We start from the raw sequence: 22870 nt of genomic DNA, 5'->3' as shown, positions 1-22870 counted from the left end.
ATCTGGAAGGAAATATGTCATGGGACAGTGGAATGAATACCTGGAAGTTCTGGCATCCAAGGCACCGACTCCGGGAGGCGGAAGCGCAGCGGCGGTTTACGGCGCTGTCGGAACAGCCCTCGGCGAGATGGTGGGAAACCTGACGACAGGGAAAAAGAAATTTGCAATATATGAGGAAGAGATCCAGAAGATCCTTGTACGATTACAGGAAGCGAGAATGGATTTCATCCGTCTCGAGAAGGCGGACGAGCAGGCGTTTGAGCCGCTTTCGGAGGTTTACCGCATGAAGGCGGAGACGGACGAGGAGAAAAAAGCAAAGGAAGAGCGGATGGAAGAGTGCCTGAAAGCTGCTGCGCAGGTTCCGATGGAAGTCATGGAGCGGGCGGTCAGCGTGATGGATGATATCGAGTTCCTGGCATTGAACGGCAGCCGGCTTGCGGTCAGCGACGCCGGAGTCGGGATCCAGGGAATCCGTTCGGCGCTTCTCGGCGCGGTCATGAGCGTGTATATCAATACGAAGATGATGAAGGACCGGGAGTATGCCGAAGCAGTGAACCAGCAGGCGGAACTTCTTATAAAGAAGGGAACGGAACAGGCAGACCGGATCTACGAGATTGTGTTAAAGGCGGTAAGAGGATGATTACATTAAAGGGAGCAGAGGTTTCTGCAAAGATCAAGGAACAGGTTCTTTCCATGAACCAGGAATTAAACGGATATGTGCCGACAGCGGCCATCGTCCGGATCGGGGAGCGCCCGGATGACCTCTCCTACGAGAGAAATGTCATGAAACGCATTGCGGCATATGGAATGGAAGCGAAGTCTTTTGCATATCCGGCGGATATCAGCGAGGAAGAGTTCTTTGCGGAATTCCAGAAGATCAATGATGATGAGACGATCGACGGGATCCTGTTATTCCGTCCGCTTCCGAAGCACATCAATGAAAAGCGCGCCGAGGCGATGATCCGTCCGGAAAAGGATCTCGACGGGATCTGCGCGGTCAATACGGCAAAGGTGTTTGCCGGTGAGAAAGATGGATTTGCTCCGTGTACGGCGGAGGCGGTTATTGAGGTCCTGAAGGCATTCGACCTTTCGATCGCCGGAAAACGCGCGGTGATCGTGGGACGCAGCATGGTAGTCGGACGTCCGCTGTCCATGCTGATGTTAAAGGAAAATGCGACGGTGACGATCTGCCATACGAAGACCGAGAATCTGAAGGCTGTCTGCCAGGAGGCGGATATCCTCGTTGCGGCAGCAGGAAAGGCGAAGATGCTGGATCCGTCATTCTTAAAAGAGGGAGCTGTCCTCATCGATGTCGGGATCAATGTGGATGAGAACGGAAAACTCTGCGGAGACGTCCTCTGGGATGGCCTGGAAGAAAAAGCGTCCGCAGCGACTCCGGTGCCGGGCGGCGTCGGAGCGGTGACAACGGCGGTGCTGGCGAAGCATCTGGCGATGGCGGCGTGCAGGAAGAGAAAATAAACGTAGGACCGACAGCACGAGGTCTCGCGCAGGCGCGGACTTTGGCTCGTTGTTCGTGTAAATAAAAAATGGAAAAAATTCTCATTTTTCCGCATAAAGCGGCATAAATAAAGGAAAGAGGACCACCGACCCAGCACATCGGCGGTCCTCTTTTCTTGACAGAAGTTTGGATGAGAGGTAGGATATTATTGCAAAAGAGTTAGCAATAGCTAACCTGCTTGCTTGTTCAAAAAGCAGATTGCATTTTCTGCATGGCAGAATGAAACAAAAGGTATGCGGAGGCAGATCGTGTTTCATGCACGCGAATCTCACAAATTCTTTTCCGGCAGATAGAATAGGCAGGGGAGAAGATCTGCGAACGGCTCAACGAATCAAAGGCAGTGTGCGTGATTCGAAATGTAGTTGCAAAAGCATGGGTTAGCTGAAACTAATTTGAATAACAGGGATGGTGCGAAAGGAGAAAGGTCATGAAAAAGCAGAAAACGCTTGCAGTTCTGTTAAGTGCGGCGATGGTTGCCGGAGCGATTCCAACGGCAGCGCTTGCGGAAGTGGCGGAAAGTAATTCAAAGTCCGGTTTAAAAGCAGCGGAGCTGAATGTAGATCAAAATATTGGGGAACGGAATGACGATTCTGAGAATGGAGGATCCGGATTTGTATTGATGAATGTGCCGTACGACAAGGTATATGAAAACGACATTCAGAATGATACAAAGGTAGATTCTGTTTCGTCTGCAACAAAGGAAAAAACGAGAAAAAAAAAGGTAGTAAATGGTACTTATCATTCAGAAGATGGAAGTGAGATCAAAGGAGCGATCATTCCGGTATGGGTAGATGATCTGTCTCTTTTAAAGGAATTTAAGAAGGTCACTGCGTCCAATGCAGAAGAGGTTGAAGTTGCCTCGGCAAGTGATTCCACCTATAATGATAACCTGTTCAATCTGGATGATGACTATGCGTATGCGGTACTTCCGAACGGATATGAGCCAAAGGTTTACAAGAAACTGATGGAAATTGATGAGGATGGGAAAACGGTATTCAGCAAGTTCTTTGGTGATGAACAGGAAATTGAAACTGATGCAACGATCGTTGCCTGCTCCGGACGGTATCATCCTGGAAAAAACAAGCCATATCATGGCGACTACGAGATCACGATCGAGGATTATCAGAATCTGATCGCATCTTCCACCGATGCAGTCTATGAGGTGGTTTTAAAGACAAATAATAGGGACAGCTACAGCTACGGGCTTCGCCTTCTTGAAAACACATACCTTAAAGATGGAGAGCTGGCCTTCTCAACCGGTTTCACAACAAAGAGCAAAAAATGCATTCTGAATCCGAACCATTATAAGTCACTCATCGGAAAAACGATCACCCAAATCCGCTTCGTAACGGAAAAGGGAATTTTTGTGATCCCGACAGAACTGAAGGTCGAGGAACAGGAAATCTATGCGCTGATGAATATTCCGTATGACGAGCTTTACAAGAATGATCTGAAGCAGAATGATATTCCGGTGGATGCGATGACATCTGCAACGTATCAGAAGACACGTACAAAATCACTGTCGAATGGATCTTACCATAAGAATTCAGACGGATCGAAGATCGACGGAGTTACATTCCCGGTTAAACTGATGGTAAATTCTGATGCGGACCTTAAGGACCTGACCCACGTAGGAGATGGCAGCAAGGAGCTGACGATCACAACAACACTTCGCGGAAAACAGCAGACAAACACATACAAAGGAAGAGACACCTTATTTGAGAACGGTACCTATGCGTATTATGTTTTAAGCCCGGATGAAAAACCGGACTTTTATAAAGAGGTTACCGTTGGAGAGGATGGAAATTTTAAGTTCTCCGAGACAAAGTTCCAGAATGGAAAATCTGTTAAAAAATCAGATGCAGCCGCAGAGATCACGACAAAGACGACACGCGGAGATTACCAGATCAATGTGAGCGGACTTGATGAGTCCGTGACAAACAGTTCGATCTATGAAGTGATTCTTGAGACAACGGACGGAAAGAGCTATGGTCTCCGCCATCTCGAAAATATCTGGCGCGGAACCGAGCTTGGAATTTACACCGGATATACGAAAGAGAGCCATGGTGTCGATGCCAGCGTGGAGCCGTACAAGGATATCATGGGTAAGACCATCGACAAGATCACGTACCTCACAAGCGCAGGCGCTTATGAGATCGACACGGACCTCTATGTACCGATGAAGGATGGCACACAGGCTGAAGTGGCTGACGGAAAGTCCGGGAACGGATCTGTCGCTGTTACGGTGAAACTTCCGGAAGGATTTGATCCGGAGTATCAGATCACGGGACTGAAGACATCATTTGCAGACGGAGCGCTCACTTATACAGACGCAATGCCTGGAAAGTATACCCTTACCATTTCTGATAAGAATGAAAAGTGGGCAGATATCGAGGCAGATTTTGTACTCAGCAGCGATACGAATCCGGCATACTATAACAGAAATTACAGTGTACCGGCAGTCATCAAAAAAGGCTCTGCAGATGAAGCTGATTTCGCGAACTACTTAAAGAACATCACAAAGGTATCGGTCAACGGTAAGGAATATGCGGCATCCGGAAGAGGCGCTGTTGTGATCGTAAAGAGTGACGGAACGATCGATCTTGCAAACAGCAGTGTATTTGATGGCAAAGAGCCGTATACGGTCGTTGTAACATCCACAGGATATCCGGATCTGACTTTCGAGATCAAGCAAGTGACTTACGACAGCAGTGATTCGGATAGCGGAGAATCCGGAGAACCGGCAGGCTCTTCTTCAAAGAAGAAAAATACATCTGCTTCTGATGGAATGACGGCAGGAAGCTGGAGCCAGGATGCAGCGGGAAACTGGTACTTTAAGAATGCCGCAAACGGAAAGAATCTTGTATCTGCATGGGCACATATTGAGAATCCATATGCAGGAGCAGGACAGCCGAAGGATTCCTGGTTCCATTTCGATGCAAATGGTGTCATGCAGACAGGCTGGTTTAAAGATAGCGATGGAAGATGGTACTTCTTTAATCCGGTTTCTGACAGCACACTTGGAAGAATGACGACCGGATGGAACTGGATCAAAGGAAATGACGGCAAGCTTCGCTGCTATTATTTCGAGGAGACCTCCAACGGACACCGCGGAGCCATGTATTCCGGAACGACAACTCCGGATGGTTATACGGTTGATGCGGACGGTGCATGGACAGTAAACGGAATCGTTGTGACAAGATAACATTTGCCGTGTAAAAGCCGGTATAAAAACCTCCTGATCATGGAATCCTAAGGGAAACATGGTTTCAGGAGGTTTTTTATATGTGGGGAATTCTGGTGGCACTGCTTTCGGGAGCGCTTATGAGTTTGCAGGGGATTTTTAACACGGAGGTGACGAAGCAGAGCAGTATCTGGGCGGCAGCAGGATGGGTGCAGATGACGGCGCTTGTGACCTGCGTGGTCTTATATTTCGTTACCGGACGCGGGGAAATCTGGGGGATGTTTTCCATTGACCGGAAGTATATGCTGCTTGGCGGTGTCATGGGCGCATTTATCACCTGGACCGTGATCAAAAGTATGGACGGCCTGGGTCCGGCAAAGGCGACACTGCTCATCGTTGTGACCCAGATCCTGGTCTCCTATGTGGCGGAGGTATTTGGTCTCTTCGGTGTCGAGAAAGCGGCGTTTGAGTGGAGAAAACTTATCGGTGCTGTTCTGGCGATTGCGGGGATTGTGGTGTTTCGGTGGTAGCGCGACGCAAGATATCCTGAAAACGATATGAAAATTTTAAAACGATAGCGCGAGAAGTTTAAAAAAAATAAATATATAGTTTAAAAATTATAAAAACATATTGACAAAATAGGAAATGAAGGGTATGATAGCGCCATCGGATTTGAACAGGAAGTTCAGACGATGAGGAAACACAGGACTGCGGGATGACTGGCGGTCGGAAAGGAGATACAGGTATGGGAAATGCTGGAAGAATTGATATGAACAATATGTGTTGTTGCTGTTGCATGTGTACTTCCGGGCGTTTTTTACGGCCAGGAGCTTTGCTGTGCGGTCATGTACCTGTATACAGAAAATAGTTTCCTGTTAATGCCAGAAAATGCGCCCGGAAGTGTAAAAACTTCCGGGATTTTTTATGTAACAGGAAATTCCGAGGAATTTCCTGTTACATAAAAAGGCACTGACGTGCCAAAGATGCGCACTCGCGCGAAGATGTAGACTGTCGCAAGCGACCGCGCGAGGCGCGAGAATGTGCCAAGGCACATTCTTTTTAGTTGGGAGGAAGAAACATTGATCCAGATCGAACATGTAAGCAAAACCTTTTCAGGAAAATACGGAACCGTCCACGCGCTGGACGATGTGAGTATCCATGTGGAAAAAGGTGATATCTGCGGCATCATCGGATTTTCCGGAGCCGGAAAGTCTACGCTGATCCGCCTGGTAAATGGCCTTGAAACGGCAGACAGCGGAAAAGTCACTGTCTGTGGAAAGGAGCTTTCCGCACTGAAAAAGCCGGAGCTCAGGGCTTTGAGAAGAAAGATCGGAATGGTCTTCCAGCAGTTTAACTTACTGGAATCCAAGACGGTGTACCACAACATCGCACTTCCACTGATTTTAGCGAAGACTCCGAAGGCAGAGATCGACAAGAAGGTTAAGGAAGTATTAAAGATCGTTGAGCTGGAGGATAAGAAAGATACCTATATCAGCCAGCTCTCCGGAGGACAGAAACAACGTGTGGGAATCGCGAGAGCGCTGACCACTGACCCGGAACTCCTACTCTGCGACGAGGCCACAAGCGCCCTGGATCCGCAGACAACGGAATCAATCTTAAAGCTTTTAAAGAAGATCAACCGTGAGATGGGCGTCACGATCCTCCTCATCACCCACCAGATGCAGGTCGTTCAGATGATCTGCAACAAGGTAGCGGTCATGGAGAGCGGAAAGATCGTGGAATCCGGCAGTGTCATGGAGGTCTTTGGATCCCCGAAGATGCCGGTGACAAAGCGGTTCGTCCAGACGGTCATCCGGGACCAGATCCCGGACAGCATTATAAGCCTCGTGAAGGAACAGAAAGAAAATTTCCGTGTGGAACGCCTGAAATTCATCGGTTCCAGCGTGAAACGTCCGGTGATCTCCGATATCTGCAAGACGGACGGTGTCGTGGTCAATATCCTCGGCGCAGCGGTCCAGGAACTGGAAGACAGCGTTATGTGCGTCTTTATCTTACAGCTCATCGGTGACGATGAGAGTATCCGGAAAGCGGAAGAGCAGATCGATAAAAATGGCGTCTTAAGAGAACGGATGGAGGTGGAGTAAGATGGACGAACTCATGAAAACAAAGATCTTTAAGGTCACGGTGGAACGCCTCCTGTTAAACGGAGGACAGACTCTCTACATGGTCGGCTGGTCGCTCCTTGTTGGAACGATCATCGGTATGATCCTGGCCCTGATCCTGGTGCTCTGCAGAAAAGGCGGACTTGCGGAGAACCGACCGTTATACTGGATCGTGAGCGCTTATATCAATGTGGTGCGAAGCATTCCGTTCGTAATTTTGCTTGTAACGATCATGCCGATCACACGCGCGATCGTCGGAACAACGATCGGAAGTACAGCGGCGCTGGTCCCGTTAGTTGTTTACATAAGTCCGTATCTTGCAAGACTGATGGAAAACAGCCTGCTTGAGATCAATCCGGGAATCCTGGAGGCGGCTGAGGCCATGGGCGCGACAACCTGGCAGGTCATCCGCTATTTCCTGGTTCCGGAAACCCTGGGTTCCATGGTGCTTGCACTTACAACAGGAACCATCGGACTTCTCGGAGCGTCCGCGATGGCTGGTTATGTCGGCGGAGGCGGAGTCGGTGACCTGGCGCTGACATATGGTTATGAGAAGATGAACACTCCGCTCATGATCCTCACGGTCGTGATCCTGGTCGTTCTGGTACAGCTGTTGCAGATTCTTGGAAATACGATTTCCGGAAAGTTAAGACAACATAAATAAAAGAAGAGGAGAGAAAGAATTATGAGAAAAGTGATTGCAGGAGTACTGATGGGAGCGGCAGTTTTAAGCCTTGCCGCATGCGGAAAGACAGAGACAGCAGCTACAACAGCGGCGCAGGCTGCTGAGAGCCAGGACACACAGGCAGACAGCACAGAGGCACCAGCGGACACCACCGGTGACAAGAAAGAGATCGTCTATGGTAAGTCCCAGGGACCGTACACAGAGCTTTTTGAGGCGGCGATCGTTCCGATCCTCGAGAAAGAGGGATATACCGTAAAGGGAGTTGACTTCTCCGACCTTCAGACAGCAGATATCGGACTGAATGACGGCGACGTCGATGTCAACGTAGAGCAGCACACCGCATATATGGAAAACTTCAACGCGAACTATAATGCGGATCTCGTTGCATTAAGCCCGATCCCGACAGTACCGGCAGGCGTATATTCCGCAAAATATAAGTCTGTCGATGAGATCCCGGACGGAGCAAAGGTTGCAGTTCCGAATGACGCATCCAACACCGCAAGATGCTACCTGATGCTTCAGAAGATCGGCTGGATCAAGCTTGCTGATGATGTGGATCCGTCCGCAGTAACCCAGGATGACATCGTTGAGAACCCGCACAACATCGAGTTCACAGAGATGAAGAGCTTAACGATCCCGGCTGCAATTCAGGACTTTGACTATGTAGCGATCACCGGCAGCGTTGTATATAACGCAGGCATCGACCCGTCCACAGCACTTGCAACTGAGGATATCCAGGATCATCTTGTTCTTCAGGTTGTTGTAAAGGAAGAGAACAAGGATGCTGAGTGGGCAAAAGCGATCGTGGATGCTTATCATTCCGACGAGTTCAAGCAGTACATGGAAGAGAACAACGATGGATTATGGTGGATCCCGGACGAGTTAAAGTAAGATTTAAGTCTGGAATTGATCGAGAAAAACTGATAGGGTGAGAATGAGCCAGGGGCGCATGTGAATGTGGTTCCTGGCTCATTTTTTACGCGAACAACGAGCCAAAGTCCGCGCTTGCGCGAGACCTTGGCGACTGTCGCGATAACAAGGGGAAACTCGCGAAGCGAGTTTTCACTTGTTTACGAAAAAATATCTCCGACACGGAAAAAATCTGGTGTCGGAGATCTTTTTGTTTAAGGAAAATTCTGATGGAACATTCTGATAATCAAAGAAAATTATGTGTCAATGCGCACTCGCGTAAAGCTTGAGATTGTCGCAAACGACTGCTCCAGAAACCTGGATGTGTCAATATTTTTAGTTACCTTCTGTGGTCTGCAGCATCCGTGTGACTTTTTTCACACAATAGAAGCAGGTCGGAGCGATATAGCAGCAGGCAGCAACCCAGGCGGTCTGGTCGGCAAAGCAGATCGCGTTATAGCCGAATTGACCGACAAAGCAGAGGCTGACGATCGTGCGGGCAAACATCTCTGTCACGCCGGAGAAAAATGCTCTTCCGGAATATCCGAGTCCCTGCGTCACCATTCTGGTGACGTTTAAGATCCCAAGTGTCCAGTAAAAGAATCCCATGCAGCGCAGATACTGGGCGGAGGCGTCGAGAACACCTGCGGCATCTTTGCTCACAAAGATCATGGAGAGCGGACGTCCGAAGAAGATCAGGATCAGTCCTGCGAAGACTCCGTAGCCGATCCCGAGGGCGATTCCCTCTTTCAGACCTTTTTTGATGCGGGCTGACTGACCGGCGCCGAGGTTCTGGCTGCAGAAGACGGAAACAGCGGTTCCGATCGCGTCGAACGGACACTGGGTGAACTGTTTTAGCTTTACACCTGCGGTAAAGCCGGAGACATAGTCACCGCCGAGTCCGTTGTTTGCGGACTGCATGACCATGCTGCCGATCGCCGTGATGGAAAACTGGAGCCCGGTCGGGAGTCCCATCTGGAGAAGTTCTGTGATCGCGTCTTTTTTGATCACACGGTTTTCTTTCGAGAGCCATAAGATCTTCATGCGCCGGATAATGACAAACAGGCAGAGAATTCCGCTGATCGCCTGGGATGCGATCGTTGCGAAGGCAGCTCCGGCACATCCCCACTTTGCGACAACGATGAAAAAGAGATCCAGAAAGATATTGAGCACCGCGGAGAATGCCAGGAAGATGAACGGTGTACGGCTGTCACCGACTGCGCGCAGGATACTCGATAAGTAATTGTAGAGCAGGGTGAACGGGATCCCGAGGAAAATGATCATCAGATAGATATATGCGTTTGCGTAGATATCGCTCTGGACAGAAAGCATGTGCAGGATCCACGGACACAGAACAGCGCAGAGCGTGGTCACGATGACTGCGATCACTGCGGTGAGGATTGCTCCGTTGAAGATAAAATCTTTCATGCGTTTGTGGTCGCCGGCGCCGAAATATTTTGCGACCGGAATGCCGAAACCGGTACAGCTTCCCATACAGAAGCCGAGGACGAGGAACTGGACGCTGGTGCTGGCCCCGACACTCGCGAGTGCCTGTGCGCCGAGTACCTGTCCGACGATCGCGGCGTCGATGATGTTGTATGTCTGCTGCAGGAGGTTGCCGACTAAGAGGGGCAGTGCGAACTGCAGCATGGACTTTAGAGGATTGCCCTTGATCATGGAAGTTGCCATGTAGAGATTACCTTCTTTCGAAATAGGATATTTTTTGATAAAACGAACGTGAATTATCTTATCATAGAGAGGAAAAATTGTATACAGGCATATGCGACAAAATGTAGGTGGAATTTGGGTGGGGATTTTTGCTGTTTTTTAGAGGAACCAGATTCTCGAATCAAGGCACTCCTGTTCGGCTCCTCACCGCTAGGGATTGGCGGGACGAATAGTAAACTTTAACGTGAAAATGGTTGACATCGGGCAGAATCTACCATATAATTGTAAACTATAACGTGACAAAAGAGTTTACAATCAAACTTGGGCAGATGTGAGAGAAATGAGAAAAATCCTACGAAAAAAGTGGGAAAATCTGCTCTGGAATTACAACGAAATAATACATCTGCTGACTGTAAAAGAGGTTTGCGGCAGGCAGGATAAGATCAGGAAAAGGAGAACATTATGGACGCACTGACACTGGCACAGGAGATTATCGACGGAAGAAGAATCACAAGAGAGGATGACCTGAATTTCTTTCTGACATGCGATCTGAAGGAGCTCTGTGAGGGAGCAGACCGGATCCGCAAGGCATGTGTGGGAGATAAGGTAGACCTTTGTTCTATTATCAACGGACGGAGCGGACGATGTCCAGAGGATTGCAAGTACTGCGCACAGTCTGCTCATCATCATACAAACTGCGACGTTTATGATTTCCTTCCGGAGGAAGAGATCGTGAAGATGTGCCGTGTCAATGAGGCGGAAGGTGTTGACCGTTTCTCTATCGTGACATCCGGAAAGGCACTGACCGGAGAAGAGTTTGAGAAAGCGATCCATGCTTATGAGACGATGAAGAAGGAATGTAAGATCGGCCTCTGCGCATCCATGGGATTTGTGAGTGCGGAGCAGCTCCACAGACTTCACGAGGCTGGTGTTACAAGCTATCATCACAATATTGAGACATCCAGAAGAAATTTCCCGAACATCTGCACGACGCATACTTATGATATGAAGATCGATACTTTAAAGATGATCAAGGCGGAAGGAATGTGTGCATGTTCCGGCGGTATCATCGGAATGGGAGAGACCTGGGAGGACCGTCTCGACATGGCGGTAAGCCTTGCAGAGCTTGGAATCGATTCCATCCCGTTAAATGCACTGATGCCGATCTCGGGAACTCCGCTTGAGCATTTGGAGCGCATCTCCGAGGATGATATTCTCCGCACGGTTGCGTTCTTCCGCTACATCAACCCGGAGGCAAACATCCGTCTTGGAGCAGGCCGCGCACTTCTCACAAACGACGGCGAGACCGCATTCAAGTCCGGAGCATCCGCGACGATCACAGGAAATATGCTGACAACGGTTGCATGTGCGACGATCCGCAGTGACAAGAAGATGTTAGAGGATCTTGGAAGAAATGTGACACCGGAGTATATGAAATAATACCGGGATCAGGAGATTGGAATCATACGTTGTCCAAAAGTAGAAAGTACAGATTAGAAAAGGCTGCCCTGCATTATGTGCGGGCAGCCTTTTGAGCTATCAAGGAAAGTTCTTTTTCACAGCACCAGTAATCCACACCATGATATACACATTCACCGACCATGGAAAACTGCAGCTTTCGGTACGCGCGGAGCGCCTTTTCGTTCGTCTTTGCGACGAGATAATGGGCGGAACGAAAACCACGCCTTTTGGCTTCCTCCATAGCGCAGGTAAAAAGCCTTCCGGCAATTCCGCAGCCCTGATAATTCAGGGAAACAGCGACCCGGGCAAATTCAACGGACGGAACGAGTTCTTTCGACCAGCAGTCCAGGATATCGGTCTCCGGATCGGCGTCGAAGGAGATCACTCCGGCGAGATCATGCCCGGTCGTTGTCTTTAAGCAGAACAGGGAATTTCTGGCGAGATCGAAACGGATCGTATCAGCAGACGGATAGTCATCCGTCCAGGCGCAGAACTCTCTGCCGATGTGGGACCGGTAGAGGGAAAGGATTGCGGATGCATCATCCGGGAGTGCAGGTGAAAAGAAAAATTGTTTCACAATTCCGTTTACGGAGATCAGAATCTCCTGATCCTGGATCAAATTCATGGACAATGCTCCTTTACCCTGCCATGATCTCACTCAGTGTTTTCACAAAGAAGATCACGAGGACCACCAGCATCAGCGGTTTTACGAATTTTGCACCGCCTTTATCGAAACACTTTGCACCGAGATAGTTTCCTGCGATACTGAAGAGGCCGGCAGTAAGACCGAGAAGAAAAATCACCTTGCCATTCATCAGGTAGACCGCCAGCGCAGTCAGATTTGTTGTCAGGTTGATCGCTTTTGTGATCCCGTTCGCCTCCTTGAGGCCCATGTGGGCAACGCCGGTGAGGAGAAGAAGGAGGAAGGTTCCTGTTCCAGGACCGTAAAAGCCGTCATAGATGCCGATGACAAAGGCGATAAATGCGCTGAAGAGGATCATTTTGCGGAGCGGGAATGCCTCTTTTTCTCCGATGAACGGTTTTCCGAACATGAGGTAGAGAGCGGTACACGGCAGGATCACAAGGATCAGGCGTTTAAAGTAGTAGTCATCTAACCGAAGGGCAAGTTTTGCGCCGATAGAAGAGCCGATCAGAGCAGTGATGATACAGAGAACTGCGTTCTTCCAGGCAATGTAGCCGTTTTTGGCATATTTTGCGGTTGCGATCAGAGTTCCCATGCCGGAGCTCAGCTTATTCGTTCCAATCGCGAAGTGGACCGGAAAGCCCGCGATCAGATAGGCAGGAAGCGAGATCAGACCGCCGCCTCCGGCTACCGCGTCGACAAATCCGGCGAGAAATACGAGCGGGCAGATGATCAGAAAGTGGATCAGATGTAATTCCATAGCAGTAATTCCCCTTAGAAAGTAAATATTGTAGATCTTTCGCCAAATATAGCATAAAATGGTGGGAAATGCAATGAAGGAAAATGACAGAAGAAAAGCCTCTTGCTTTTGCCTTTATGATTCGGTAAAATAGAATCAGGCAGAACGATCCCCCTGAAGATTCAGGAGGGAAACATATGAAAGATAATAAGAAGAAAATTCTGGCGGCTGCGGCTTTTCTGATCGCAGCCGGACTTTTGTTTGGGATGACAAAGAAAGAGAACGGGAGCAGAGAGCTGGATGATTCCGGGGCGGTCGTCATGAGCGGGTCGCAGAAGGAGTTCATGGGATCAAAAGAGAAGCGTGGTTCTGAAAAAAATGTTGGGCTGCTCCCGGATCCATCAGGCTCTGACGGAGAAAAAAATCCGCAGACTGAAAGTGAGAGCGGCGTCTGGGAATCCCGGGAAGCCGGAAATGAAACCGGGACGGGGAAAAGTCCTTCAGAAACGCAGGTGGAAGTGGATAACTCGAAGGCAGCAGGGATCTATGTGTATATCTGCGGAGAGGTTGCAAATCCCGGCGTGTATGAGCTTTCCGAGGACAGCCGGATCTACGAGGCGGTGGATGCCGCAGGCGGATTTACGGAGAATGCGGCGCGTGAGAGCATCAACCTCGCGTCGAAGGTCAGTGACGGGATGCAGATCACGATCTATAATAAGGAAGAAGCTGCATCGCTTCCGGCAGGCGGTACGTCAGCAGGTAAAAATTCCGGGCAGGATCAGATGTCGGGATCTTCTTCACTTGTCAACCTGAATACAGCGACGAAAGAGGAACTGATGACCTTAAAGGGCATCGGGGAGTCGAAGGCGGAGGATATCATCCGCTACCGCGAAAAGAGCGGGGGATTTAAGAAGATCGAAGATATCATGAAGATCTCCGGGATCAAGGAAGCCGGATTCCAGAAGATCAAAGACAGTATTACAGTATAGTATAACTGAAAAAACATCATAAAGAGAGACAGCAGATCAGAAAAACAGGTTTGCGGATCCTGCATTGGGAAAGGAAAAATGGCAGATCCGGTTACAGGGATTGATGGGAGCTGTTATCGATCACAGCATAACATGGAGGAGTAAGATGGCAAGAGTTCTGGTAGTTGATGATGAAAAACTGATCGTGAAGGGAATCCGCTTCAGTCTGGAACAGGATGGATATGAGGTGGACTGCGCCTACGACGGCGATGAGGCGATCGAGAGGGCAAAAGAGCGGGAGTACGATGTAGTACTTCTGGACGTCATGCTTCCGGGACACGATGGATTTGAGGTCTGCCAGACGATCCGGGAATTTTCAGAGATGCCGATCATCATGCTGACGGCAAAGGGAGACGATATGGATAAGATCCTGGGTCTGGAGTACGGAGCGGACGATTATATCACGAAACCGTTCAATATTCTTGAGGTAAAAGCGCGGATCAAGGCGATCATCCGGAGAAATAATAAGAAGAACGGCGGCGCGAAACGTCAGGAATCGAGTGTGGTGACAGAAGGCGACTTAAAGCTCGACAGAGAGAGCCGCAGAGTCTTCATCAAGGACAAGGAGATCAACCTGACTGCGAAGGAATTCGATCTTCTGGAACTTCTTGTCACGAATCCGAACAAGGTCTACAGCCGTGAGACGCTGTTAGAGTACGTATGGGGCAATAAGGCCATGGTAAACGGAGATGTCCGCACCGTGGACGTACATGTGAGAAGACTCCGCGAAAAGATCGAACCAAGCCCGAGCGACCCCAAATACGTCCACACCAAGTGGGGCGTGGGGTACTTCTTTCGCGCATAGCGATGTCCGTGCATAGCAATGAGCAGTGCAGGGACAGCTCGCATAATTTTTGCGTTGTGCTTGCACAAAAGCAAAAATTATGCGAGCTGGACCTATAGGGCGAATGCCCGCGAGCCCTAAGTCGGGGCTTGCCCCGATTCAGGGCTCCCACTGCGGAGTAAGCAGCAAGAAAGCGTTGTGCTTGCACAAAAGCAAAAATTATACGAGCTGGACCTATAGGGCGAATGCCCGCGAGCCCTAAGTCGGGGCTTGCCCCGATTCAGGGCTCCCACTGCGGAGTAAGCAGCAAGAAAGCGTTGTGCTTGCACAAAAGCAAAAATTATACGAGCTGGACCTATAGGGCGAATGCCCGCGAGCCCTAAGTCGGGGCTTGCCCCGATTCAGGGCTCCCACTGCGGAGTAAGCAGCAAGAAAGCGTTGTGCTTGCACAAAAGCAAAAATTGTGTGAGCTGGACCTATAGGGCTCCCACCGCGGAGTAACCAGCAAAACCAAGTTGTATCAAAAAGGAGAAAAACATCTATGACATACACAATTCGCCCGGTCCGTCCGTCGGACCTTGCGGCAGTCACCGAGGTGGAGGCGATTTGCTTTCCTGCCGCGGAGGCAGCGACTGGAGAATCTTTTAAAGCCCGTATTGCGGCATTCCCGGAATGCTTTTTCGTTGCGGAATCAGAGGGAAAGATCATCGGCTTCATCAACGGCTGTGCCACGGATTCTAAAACGATCTGTGACGAGATGTACGAAAATTCCGCCTGCCACAAGACGGATGGAGCATACCAGTCCATCTTCGGTCTGGACGTGCTCCCGGATTACCAGCGTCAGGGGATCGCGGCAGATCTCATGAACCACATGATCGGGGATGCGAAAAATAAGGGAAGAAAAGGTCTGATCCTCACATGCAAGGACCGCCTGATTCACTATTACGCGAAATTCGGATATAAAAATATGGGCGTGTCCGAGTCTGTCCACGGCGGGGCAGTCTGGTATGACATGATCCTGGAATTCGGAGCGCAGGAATCATGAAGATCACACTGATCACGGTCGGAAAGATCAAGGAAAAATTCTTCCAGGATGCGATTGCGGAATATTCCAAACGCTTGAGCCGGTACTGCAAGCTGGAGATCATCCAGGTTGCGGATGAGAAGACGCCGGACGGTGCCAGCGAGGCAGTGGAGACGCAGATCAAAGAAAAAGAAGGCGAACGGATCCTTTCCAATATCAAGGACGGAAGTTTTGTCGTTGCTCTCGCGATCAATGGAAATATGCTGGATTCTGAGGAGCTTGCGGCAAAAATAGAAAAATGGGGTGTGTCCGGGATCAGCCAGATCGTGTTTATCATCGGCGGATCGTTGGGTCTTTCGAACCAAGTCCTGGTACGGGCCGATTACAAGCTGAGCTTTTCAAAGATGACATTCCCGCACCAGCTCATGCGGGTCATTCTTCTGGAGCAGATCTACCGGAGTTACCGGATCATTCAGGGAGAACCTTACCATAAATAGCGTGTATTTGTTACTTTTCACGGGGAGGATATTCCGAACCGAAAATTCCGCATGAGACAGCAGTGATTGCGGATTGAAACAAGGAGGCAAAAACGAGTGACAGAGGAACAGAACGCAGGGAAGATCCTTCTTTTCTGTAAGGAACCTTCACCGGAGCGGATCATGAAATGCCTGCGGGACGCATTTGACGTTCCGGGCAGTGTTCATGATGCGGACCTGAAACTTCATAACGGGGATCTGGACGTGACGATCCGGGTGTATTGTGAGAGTGCGGGCGGCGAAGAACAGGAGCTTGTCCGTGGCTGGTCAGACCGGTCGCGTGGGCATTTTTCCAGAGTTGAGACTGCCGCGGTGGATGTGAAGACGAATCTTCTTTATCAGTTGGAGGGAACCGAGAGAATCGTTTCGGTGGATTATACATTTGAGGGGGAGGAGTCCGAATTCCTGACAGAGGAAGAGGAGTCTGCAAAGAGAAATATGGAGCAGACGCTGTTCAGCGTTCTTTCTACTCTTCGGGCTGTCATGGCGTTCCGGGGTGAAAAGAGAGGATTTTACTGTCTGGACGCATCCGGGATGGAGAAGCTGATCCTGGATGGAAACGGAAACAGTGAGATGGAACGGTTTCTGCCCTACAAGTCGGTTGGATATGTCCCGGGAAATGATATCGAGGCAGAGCAGTTGAACAGGAGAGAGGGAAACCGCAGGGAATTTGAGGCTCATGGAGTGTATGTTCCGGTATTTTATCCACTTCTGGAAACAGAGGCGGAGGCGGACTGCCGGACACCTTATGAGATCGCGGCCCGTGCGGTAGCACTTCTTCTCGTGGCGGCATTCTCCGAAGCGATGCTTGCTGCGAAGATGGACCAGAAAGAGGCGCTTGAATTTATCGGAAAAAGGATCCGTGAGTTCGGTGCGGAGGACTTTTTCTCGCCGAAAGAATGGAAATATCTGCATGATGAGGAGCCGAAGGAATCGGAGAAGATCTCTTACTCCTGGCAGTACGAAAATCTGCATGTGATGGAGTGGGCGCTGGGGCTGATCGAGGGACCGCTTGATTTCCCGGATCATTTCTGTGACGTGGCGGAAGCTGCGCGGATCCTGACATCGTTCCATTCAATGCGGGAGATCCTGGATGCGGCAAAACCGAGATCTCCGAAGGAGCTTCTCGATGCCTGTGACATGATCTTCTGTCTGGACTGGGCCTGCACCGATACGCGGATGCGGGATCTTCCGACGCCGGCAGGGATGGACGGCGGCGTGGTCTTTGAGCGCCATAAAGCTTTGAACTGGCTCGTGGGGGTCGGGGAAAAGGCGGACTGGGATCATGTGCCGGTGGATACATGATAAAGAGAGCGAACTGTGGGCGTGAACAGTAATGAAACGAGTGCATTGCAGGAAACTGTGATGCGCTTTTTTTCTTGCTTTTTTTAGCACGTTGTAGTATAATTACGGCACTGCGATAAAGACAAATGTCCACGCTGCGCGGTCATGAAGCGGAAGCGAAACAGAAACGCTGTCGATACCGGATCCTGTATCCGGACCGGAGAAAGATGTGGAAAGAAAACCGAAGACTTTTCTGATCGCTGGTCAGGGAAAGGAAGACCGGGATAAAGGAGAAAAATACCATGGGAGAGAAAAAGGTGATCAAAGCGGCGCTCCTCGGTGCCGGAACGGTTGGAAGCGGAGTGTATGCGCTCTCTGAGATGTTAAAGGATGAGATGTTTCAGAAAACGGGAGCTAATCTGGAGATCAAGAAGGTCCTGGTGAGGAACACAAAAAAAGAGCGCCCGGGAATCCCGAAGGAGGTCCTGACGGACAACTGGAAGGAAATCCTGGAAGATGATGAAATCCAGCTGGTCATCGAACTGATGGGCGGCGTGGAGCCGGCGAGAACTTATATCGTGGAGGCGCTTGAGACAGGAAAGCAGGTTGTCACGGCAAACAAGGATGTGCTCGCGGAGTACGGACAGGAGATCCTGACACTTGCGGAAAATAATGGATGCGATATCCAGTTTGAGGCTGCCGTTGCCGGTGCGATCCCGATCATCCGGCCGTTAAAGCAGAGTCTTGCAGGAAGTATGCTGACGGAGATCATGGGAATCGTCAACGGGACCACGAACTACATTCTGACGAAAATGTCGGAAGAGGGAATGGATTATCAGGAAGCGCTCGCGAAGGCGACGGAACTTGGCTACGCGGAGGCGGATCCGACGGCTGATGTGGAAGGTTACGATGCGGGCCGAAAGATCGCGATCATGTCCTCCCTGGCATTCAACTCCAAGGTGACATTCAAAGATGTCTACATGGAAGGGATCACAAAGATTACCTCCGATGACATCCGCTATGCAAAGGAATTCGGCTATGTGATCAAACTTCTCGGTGTCACAAAGCTGGTGAACAATGAGATCGAGGTCAAGGTTCACCCGATGCTGATCCCGGAGCAGCATCCGCTCGCGACAGTCCGCGATTCGTTCAACGCAGTGTTTGTCCATGGTGAGGCCTGCGATGACGCGATGTTCATGGGACGCGGTGCAGGAAAGATGCCGACGGCCAGCGCTGTCATGGGTGATATCATCATTGTCATGAGAAATATCGTCCATGACAACTGTGGATGGAACGGCGGCGTTGCATATAAGAATTATCCGGTAAAACCGATCGAGGAGACGAGATCGAGATATTTCCTCCGCCTTCAGGTTGCGAACAAGCCGGGCGCTCTGGCGAATATCGCGGGAGTTCTCGGAAACAACGATGTAAGCATCGCCCAGGTCGTACAGAAACGTGCGAGAGACGGAGTTGCGGAGCTCGTTGTGATCACGGATTCCGTGCTGGAGAGACATTTCAACGATGCGCTGATGATCGTGAAAGGAATGTCTGTATTGCGGGAGGTTTCCGGGATCATTAGGGTTTACGGGGATTAATACATCAACAAAAAGCATACTTGCCTGGTCAGTTGAGTCTGACCGGTAAGTATGTTTTTTTTATTTACGCGAACAACGAGCCAAAGTCCGCGCTTGCGCGGGAGTTACTGGTGGAGATGATTTTCCCCGGAAAATGAGAAGCCGGGAATAAAACGGCGGTACACTCATATATTGTATCAATTCCGGGGAAAACGGACAGGCAGAAAGGGGAGCAGGATGAATGCGGAGACGTTTGAACGGTTGCTGAAACAGGCAGTTCCGGACGGGAAAGCGATCCGGGAGATCCGGATCCGGGCGGGAAAACCGGTGATGATATGGACAGAAACCGGGGAAAACGTCCTTTTTTCGGATGGAAGCTGTGGACAGATGGAAAATTGCGGGGAAGAAGAACAGAAATTGTCTGAAGAGCGGGAATTGTTAAAAAAAAACAGAAAACAAAGCATGGTCTCTGCGGACCAGGAACTGATCCGCGGGATCCTGGAAATCTGTTCCAGACATTCCCTCTATGCCTACGAGCGGGAGATCAGCCAGGGATTTCTCACGATCCGCGGCGGACATCGGATCGGGATCACGGGAAAAGCAGTGGTGGAGTCCGGACATGTAAAAACAGTCCGGGATATCTCATCCTTAAACATCCGCATCGCCCACGAGATAAAAGGATGCGCGAAATCCGTGCTGCCGCATCTTCTGTCAGGGGAAGAGTTTCTTGATACGCTGGTGATCTCCCCGCCGGGAGCCGGAAAGACTACCCTTTTGCGTGATCTGATCCGGGAACTTTCCAGCGGGGGATCATGGGGATCCGGGAAAAACGTGTCCGTGGTGGACGAGCGTTCGGAGATCGCGGCCTGTTTTGGCGGGGTCCCGCAGTGTGACCTCGGTCCCCGGACGGATGTGATGGACGGCTGTCCGAAAGCCGTGGGCATGCTCATGATGCTGCGCTCCATGGCACCGCAGGTACTGGCGGTCGACGAAGCGGGTGGGGAGGAGGAGATCCGGGCGATGAAATACGCGATGAAATGCGGGTGCCGGATCCTCGCCACGGTCCATGGAGCGGACATGGAGGACATCATGAAACGTCCGGCGTGGAGAGACATCGTGGGCGAAAAGATATTTTCCCGATATGTGGTCCTCACTGGGGTACCGATACCTGGAACTGTGGCGGAGATCTATGATGAATCTGTATGTCAATGCAGAGAGAAAAGCGCCTGTGAAGACAGGTATGCAGCGGCAGCATTCAGTTACCGATCTCAGCTGAGGATGACCGGAAAATGGGAGAATGAAAAGATATGAAATATGTGGGACTTTTATGCATGGCGGCAGCGGTGGTGGCGGGCGGTTTTCTGATGGCGGGGGAGTGGGAAGCGCGGGTGAAGATCTTGTTGCTCTTCCGTCAGATGATGGTCTATCTGAAGAGCCGGATCCTCTACTCGAATGAGACGCTTCCGGAGGCTCTGAAGGAAGTCGGAACACGATTTGCGGACGAGAAAAGCGGGATGGAAGCGGAAGCAGGGCTTTTTTTCCTGAGAGTGGAAAAACGGATGGAGGAAGAACGCGGAAAATCATTTTCTGAGATATGGAAAGAGGAGCTGGACAGACTTCCGGAGGATCTGCCGATGAGAAACGAGGATCTTCAGGCACTCCGGTCGCTGGGGGAAAATCTCGGATATGCGGACAAAACGACCCAGGAGCGGACGATCCTTTTCTATCTGGAACAGGCGGATGACTCGCTTGCTTTCCTGAAAAAGGAGACGGAGAGCCGGACGAAGCTTTACCGGTCGCTTGGAATGGCAGCGGGACTTTTCATTCTGGTGCTCTTTGCGTAAAGGAGGGGAAACATGGGGGTAAATCTGATCTTTAAGATCGCGGCGGTGGGGATCCTGGTTTCGGTGATGTGCCAGGTTTTAAAGCACAGCGGGCGGGAGGACCAGGCATTTCTCACGAGTCTCGCGGGTCTGATTCTGGTCCTGTTCTGGATCGTACCGTATATCTATGAATTGTTTGAGACGATCAAAAACCTGTTTTCACTGTGAGGGGGAATGACTATGTCTGTGGTACAGGCGGCGCTTTTGGGGCTTACGGCGATCCTGTTTGCGGCTCAGCTGAAGCCGTTGAAGCCGGAGTACGCGGTCTATCTCGTTCTGGCGGCATCCATCGGGATCGGATTTCTGGGACTTGCAAAGCTCGGAGTCCTTCTCGAGACTTTGCGGGAGATCGGAAACGGGATCCGGATCCGGCATGTGTATTTGACAACACTTCTCCGGATGGCGGGGATCGCTTACATCGCGGAGTTCACGTCTGGGATCTGTAAGGATGCGGGATATTCGGCGGTGGGGACACAGGTGGAGATGGTGGGAAAACTCGCGATCCTGGCGGTGAGCGCACCGGTCGTTCTGTCACTTGTGGAGTCATTGAAGGTGTTTATGGAATGAAAAGATCGGGAAAACGTAGGGGATCTGCGGTGCTGATCCGGTTCATGCTCATGATCATGGGGCTTTTTGCGGGGAACTTTTTTAGGACAATTCCCGCATTTGCGGCGGAGCCGGGGGATCCCGGGAAGGAAGTATGGACACAGGATGCGGGGAGTACGGCTCTTGATCTTTCAGAGATCGAGAATTATCTGGACCGGATCGGGGAACAGAAAACGGCGGGAATGACATTTGGGGAACTGATGAACATGATCCAGGCAGGGGACATGGAGAAAATCTTTTTGTATGGAAGAGACAGGATCGCCTCCGCGTTATTTTCGGAAATCAGGACAAACGCATCATTTCTCGCGGAGATCCTGATCCTGTCCCTGTGCGGGGCGGCCTGCTCCGGTTTCTTTGGGATCTTTGGCTCCGGCCAGCTGTCGGAGACGGGATTTTATGTGATCTGCATCTGTGTGCAGACCTTTCTGGCGGCTGGCTTTTTTTCCAGCATCCGGATCGCGGAGGAGGCGACGGGGGAGATCCTGGGATTCATGAAAGTGCTGCTCCCGGCCTACTTTCTTGCAGTGACGATGGCGGGCGGGGCGGTGACATCCGCCTCGGTCTGCGGGTTTACGATCGGAGCCATCGGAGTGATCCAGACGGTAGTCTCCGGATTCCTTCTGCCGGTCATGAAACTTTACATGGTGATTTCCCTGGTCGGAAATCTGTTCCGGGAGGAGATGTTCTCGGTGATGACGGAGCTTCTGGGAAAGGTTGTGGGGTGGACGGTGAAGACCATGTTCGGGATCGTTGTGGGATTTCATCTGATCCAGGGGCTGGTACTTCCACAGGCGGATGCCATGAAAAACGCGGCGGTCATGCGGGCGGTCGAGGCAGTCCCCGGGGTCGGCGCAGGGGCCGGAGTGGTTTCTGATCTTCTTCTGGGATCGGCGGTCCTGATCAAGAATACAGCTGGAGCAGCGGCAGTGGCAGTCCTGCTTTTTCTGGCAGCAGTTCCGATGGTGAAGCTTACAGTCCTTATGGTGCTTTACTATCTGGCGGCAGCCGTGATGCAGCCCGTGTGCGACAAACGGCTGACGGCATGTATAACGCAGAATGCTGCCGGACATGGGATGCTGCTGAAGATCGTGGGGTACTCGCTGGCACTGTTCGTCGTGACGATCGCGGTGATCAGCTATTCGACGAACGCGGTGTATTATGCGGGATGAACAAAATGAGAATGTGCAGTTTTGAAGATGCGGAGCGGGTATGGAAGTCTG

At 50.8% G+C, this 22870-nt stretch carries 22 protein-coding genes; 19 read left to right on the top strand and 3 right to left on the bottom strand.

Translation table 11 applies throughout. The annotated features are described in order from the left end of the window. Window positions 1-19 precede the first annotated feature (19 nt). The 7 genes from FN001_RS14090 (at window position 20) to FN001_RS14060 (ending at window position 8402) form a co-directional block, all read left to right on the top strand. Entirely contained in the window at window positions 20-640 is a 621-nt protein-coding gene (locus tag FN001_RS14090; RefSeq protein WP_118727757.1) for a cyclodeaminase/cyclohydrolase family protein, read from the top strand. Further along, a complete protein-coding gene (locus tag FN001_RS14085) occupies window positions 637-1479 on the top strand; it encodes a bifunctional 5,10-methylenetetrahydrofolate dehydrogenase/5,10-methenyltetrahydrofolate cyclohydrolase (RefSeq protein WP_142412278.1) in 843 nt (280 codons plus the stop codon). The genes FN001_RS14090 and FN001_RS14085 overlap by 4 nt, the downstream gene beginning before the upstream one ends. Before the next feature lie 467 nt (window positions 1480-1946). Then, window positions 1947-4724, top strand: a complete 2778-nt coding sequence (locus tag FN001_RS14080; RefSeq protein ID WP_142412277.1) for a hemoblobin-interacting domain-containing protein — start codon at window positions 1947-1949, stop codon at window positions 4722-4724. Between the two features lie 80 nt (window positions 4725-4804). Further along, a complete protein-coding gene (locus tag FN001_RS14075) occupies window positions 4805-5233 on the top strand; it encodes a DMT family transporter (protein ID WP_142412276.1) in 429 nt (142 codons plus the stop codon). A gap of 549 nt (window positions 5234-5782) precedes the next feature. Then, complete coding sequence (locus tag FN001_RS14070; protein WP_142412275.1) at window positions 5783-6808, top strand: methionine ABC transporter ATP-binding protein; 1026 nt, start codon at window positions 5783-5785, stop codon at window positions 6806-6808. A 1-nt stretch (window position 6809) separates the two neighbouring features. Further along, a complete protein-coding gene (locus tag FN001_RS14065; RefSeq protein WP_185911952.1) occupies window positions 6810-7490 on the top strand; it encodes a methionine ABC transporter permease in 681 nt (226 codons plus the stop codon). Window positions 7491-7511: 21 nt separating this feature from the next. Further along, window positions 7512-8402, top strand: coding sequence for a MetQ/NlpA family ABC transporter substrate-binding protein (locus FN001_RS14060; protein ID WP_142412274.1), 891 nt, complete (start codon window positions 7512-7514; stop codon window positions 8400-8402). A gap of 354 nt (window positions 8403-8756) precedes the next feature. Here FN001_RS14060 and FN001_RS14055 read toward each other — a convergent pair whose 3' ends face one another. Next, window positions 8757-10109 (bottom strand): MATE family efflux transporter, encoded by a 1353-nt coding sequence (locus FN001_RS14055; RefSeq protein WP_142412273.1) that lies wholly within the window; start codon window positions 10107-10109, stop codon window positions 8757-8759. Window positions 10110-10550: 441 nt separating this feature from the next. On the opposite strand from FN001_RS14055, the gene bioB reads away from it, so the two are divergent. Beyond that, on the top strand, window positions 10551-11528 hold the full coding sequence (bioB, locus tag FN001_RS14050) for a biotin synthase BioB (RefSeq protein WP_142412272.1): 978 nt from the start codon (window positions 10551-10553) through the stop codon (window positions 11526-11528). 73 nt (window positions 11529-11601) lie between these two features. Here the strand turns inward: bioB and FN001_RS14045 are convergent, their stop codons facing one another. Then, complete coding sequence (locus FN001_RS14045; protein WP_142412271.1) at window positions 11602-12174, bottom strand: GNAT family N-acetyltransferase; 573 nt, start codon at window positions 12172-12174, stop codon at window positions 11602-11604. A 13-nt stretch (window positions 12175-12187) separates the two neighbouring features. Then, window positions 12188-12952: a sulfite exporter TauE/SafE family protein gene (locus tag FN001_RS14040; protein ID WP_185911951.1), complete on the bottom strand. Its 765-nt coding sequence runs from the start codon at window positions 12950-12952 to the stop codon at window positions 12188-12190. Window positions 12953-13128: 176 nt separating this feature from the next. Between FN001_RS14040 and FN001_RS14035 the strand changes: the two genes are divergently transcribed. From FN001_RS14035 to FN001_RS13985, 11 genes are all read left to right on the top strand, one after another. Next, on the top strand, window positions 13129-13920 hold the full coding sequence (locus tag FN001_RS14035) for a helix-hairpin-helix domain-containing protein (RefSeq protein ID WP_243122029.1): 792 nt from the start codon (window positions 13129-13131) through the stop codon (window positions 13918-13920). Window positions 13921-14065: 145 nt separating this feature from the next. Next, window positions 14066-14764 carry a response regulator transcription factor gene (locus FN001_RS14030; protein WP_118298743.1) on the top strand — a complete coding sequence of 233 codons (699 nt, stop codon included), beginning with the start codon at window positions 14066-14068 and terminating at the stop codon, window positions 14762-14764. Window positions 14765-15284: 520 nt separating this feature from the next. Next, window positions 15285-15788, top strand: coding sequence for a GNAT family N-acetyltransferase (locus FN001_RS14025; protein ID WP_118298742.1), 504 nt, complete (start codon window positions 15285-15287; stop codon window positions 15786-15788). After that, entirely contained in the window at window positions 15785-16264 is a 480-nt protein-coding gene (gene rlmH, locus FN001_RS14020) for a 23S rRNA (pseudouridine(1915)-N(3))-methyltransferase RlmH (RefSeq protein ID WP_118298741.1), read from the top strand. Before FN001_RS14025 ends, rlmH begins: the two co-directional genes overlap by 4 nt. A gap of 96 nt (window positions 16265-16360) precedes the next feature. Then, window positions 16361-17608, top strand: a complete 1248-nt coding sequence (locus FN001_RS14015; RefSeq protein ID WP_142412270.1) for a DUF4272 domain-containing protein — start codon at window positions 16361-16363, stop codon at window positions 17606-17608. 281 nt (window positions 17609-17889) lie between these two features. Beyond that, the gene (locus tag FN001_RS14010) at window positions 17890-19182 is read left to right on the top strand and encodes a homoserine dehydrogenase (protein WP_118298739.1); all 1293 of its coding nucleotides are present in this window, start codon (window positions 17890-17892) and stop codon (window positions 19180-19182) included. A gap of 216 nt (window positions 19183-19398) precedes the next feature. Further along, window positions 19399-20472 (top strand): stage III sporulation protein AA, encoded by a 1074-nt coding sequence (gene spoIIIAA / locus FN001_RS14005; RefSeq protein ID WP_142412269.1) that lies wholly within the window; start codon window positions 19399-19401, stop codon window positions 20470-20472. After that, on the top strand, window positions 20469-21005 hold the full coding sequence (locus FN001_RS14000) for a stage III sporulation protein AB (protein WP_142412268.1): 537 nt from the start codon (window positions 20469-20471) through the stop codon (window positions 21003-21005). Before spoIIIAA ends, FN001_RS14000 begins: the two co-directional genes overlap by 4 nt. 12 nt (window positions 21006-21017) lie before the next feature. Then, on the top strand, window positions 21018-21212 hold the full coding sequence (spoIIIAC, locus tag FN001_RS13995) for a stage III sporulation protein AC (protein WP_118298737.1): 195 nt from the start codon (window positions 21018-21020) through the stop codon (window positions 21210-21212). A 12-nt stretch (window positions 21213-21224) separates the two neighbouring features. Next, window positions 21225-21611, top strand: a complete 387-nt coding sequence (locus FN001_RS13990) for a SpoIIIAC/SpoIIIAD family protein (protein WP_142412267.1) — start codon at window positions 21225-21227, stop codon at window positions 21609-21611. Beyond that, window positions 21608-22819: a stage III sporulation protein AE gene (locus tag FN001_RS13985; RefSeq protein ID WP_142412266.1), complete on the top strand. Its 1212-nt coding sequence runs from the start codon at window positions 21608-21610 to the stop codon at window positions 22817-22819. The genes FN001_RS13990 and FN001_RS13985 overlap by 4 nt, the downstream gene beginning before the upstream one ends. Window positions 22820-22870: the final 51 nt, after the last annotated feature.

The sequence above is a fragment of the Clostridium sp. Marseille-P7770 genome, assembly GCF_902143525.1.
Taxonomy (GTDB): Bacteria; Bacillota; Clostridia; order Lachnospirales; family Lachnospiraceae; genus Pilosibacter.
The sequence above is the reverse complement of the archived record's forward strand: the minus strand, read 5'-3'. Positions and strand labels throughout refer to the sequence as shown.

Coding starts and splice junctions, on each gene's coding strand:
- FN001_RS14065 (WP_185911952.1), top strand. CDS start 6,810: ATGGACGAACTCATGAAAACAAAGATCTTTAAGGTCACGGTGGAACGC.
- FN001_RS14080 (WP_142412277.1), top strand. CDS start 1,947: ATGAAAAAGCAGAAAACGCTTGCAGTTCTGTTAAGTGCGGCGATGGTT.
- spoIIIAC (WP_118298737.1), top strand. CDS start 21,018: ATGGGGGTAAATCTGATCTTTAAGATCGCGGCGGTGGGGATCCTGGTT.
- FN001_RS14025 (WP_118298742.1), top strand. CDS start 15,285: ATGACATACACAATTCGCCCGGTCCGTCCGTCGGACCTTGCGGCAGTC.
- rlmH (WP_118298741.1), top strand. CDS start 15,785: ATGAAGATCACACTGATCACGGTCGGAAAGATCAAGGAAAAATTCTTC.
- FN001_RS14000 (WP_142412268.1), top strand. CDS start 20,469: ATGAAATATGTGGGACTTTTATGCATGGCGGCAGCGGTGGTGGCGGGC.
- FN001_RS13990 (WP_142412267.1), top strand. CDS start 21,225: ATGTCTGTGGTACAGGCGGCGCTTTTGGGGCTTACGGCGATCCTGTTT.
- FN001_RS14090 (WP_118727757.1), top strand. CDS start 20: ATGGGACAGTGGAATGAATACCTGGAAGTTCTGGCATCCAAGGCACCG.
- FN001_RS14010 (WP_118298739.1), top strand. CDS start 17,890: ATGGGAGAGAAAAAGGTGATCAAAGCGGCGCTCCTCGGTGCCGGAACG.
- FN001_RS13985 (WP_142412266.1), top strand. CDS start 21,608: ATGAAAAGATCGGGAAAACGTAGGGGATCTGCGGTGCTGATCCGGTTC.
- bioB (WP_142412272.1), top strand. CDS start 10,551: ATGGACGCACTGACACTGGCACAGGAGATTATCGACGGAAGAAGAATC.
- FN001_RS14030 (WP_118298743.1), top strand. CDS start 14,066: ATGGCAAGAGTTCTGGTAGTTGATGATGAAAAACTGATCGTGAAGGGA.
- FN001_RS14035 (WP_243122029.1), top strand. CDS start 13,129: ATGAAAGATAATAAGAAGAAAATTCTGGCGGCTGCGGCTTTTCTGATC.
- spoIIIAA (WP_142412269.1), top strand. CDS start 19,399: ATGAATGCGGAGACGTTTGAACGGTTGCTGAAACAGGCAGTTCCGGAC.
- FN001_RS14060 (WP_142412274.1), top strand. CDS start 7,512: ATGAGAAAAGTGATTGCAGGAGTACTGATGGGAGCGGCAGTTTTAAGC.
- FN001_RS14075 (WP_142412276.1), top strand. CDS start 4,805: ATGTGGGGAATTCTGGTGGCACTGCTTTCGGGAGCGCTTATGAGTTTG.
- FN001_RS14040 (WP_185911951.1), bottom strand. CDS start 12,952: ATGGAATTACATCTGATCCACTTTCTGATCATCTGCCCGCTCGTATTT.
- FN001_RS14045 (WP_142412271.1), bottom strand. CDS start 12,174: ATGAATTTGATCCAGGATCAGGAGATTCTGATCTCCGTAAACGGAATT.
- FN001_RS14085 (WP_142412278.1), top strand. CDS start 637: ATGATTACATTAAAGGGAGCAGAGGTTTCTGCAAAGATCAAGGAACAG.
- FN001_RS14055 (WP_142412273.1), bottom strand. CDS start 10,109: ATGGCAACTTCCATGATCAAGGGCAATCCTCTAAAGTCCATGCTGCAG.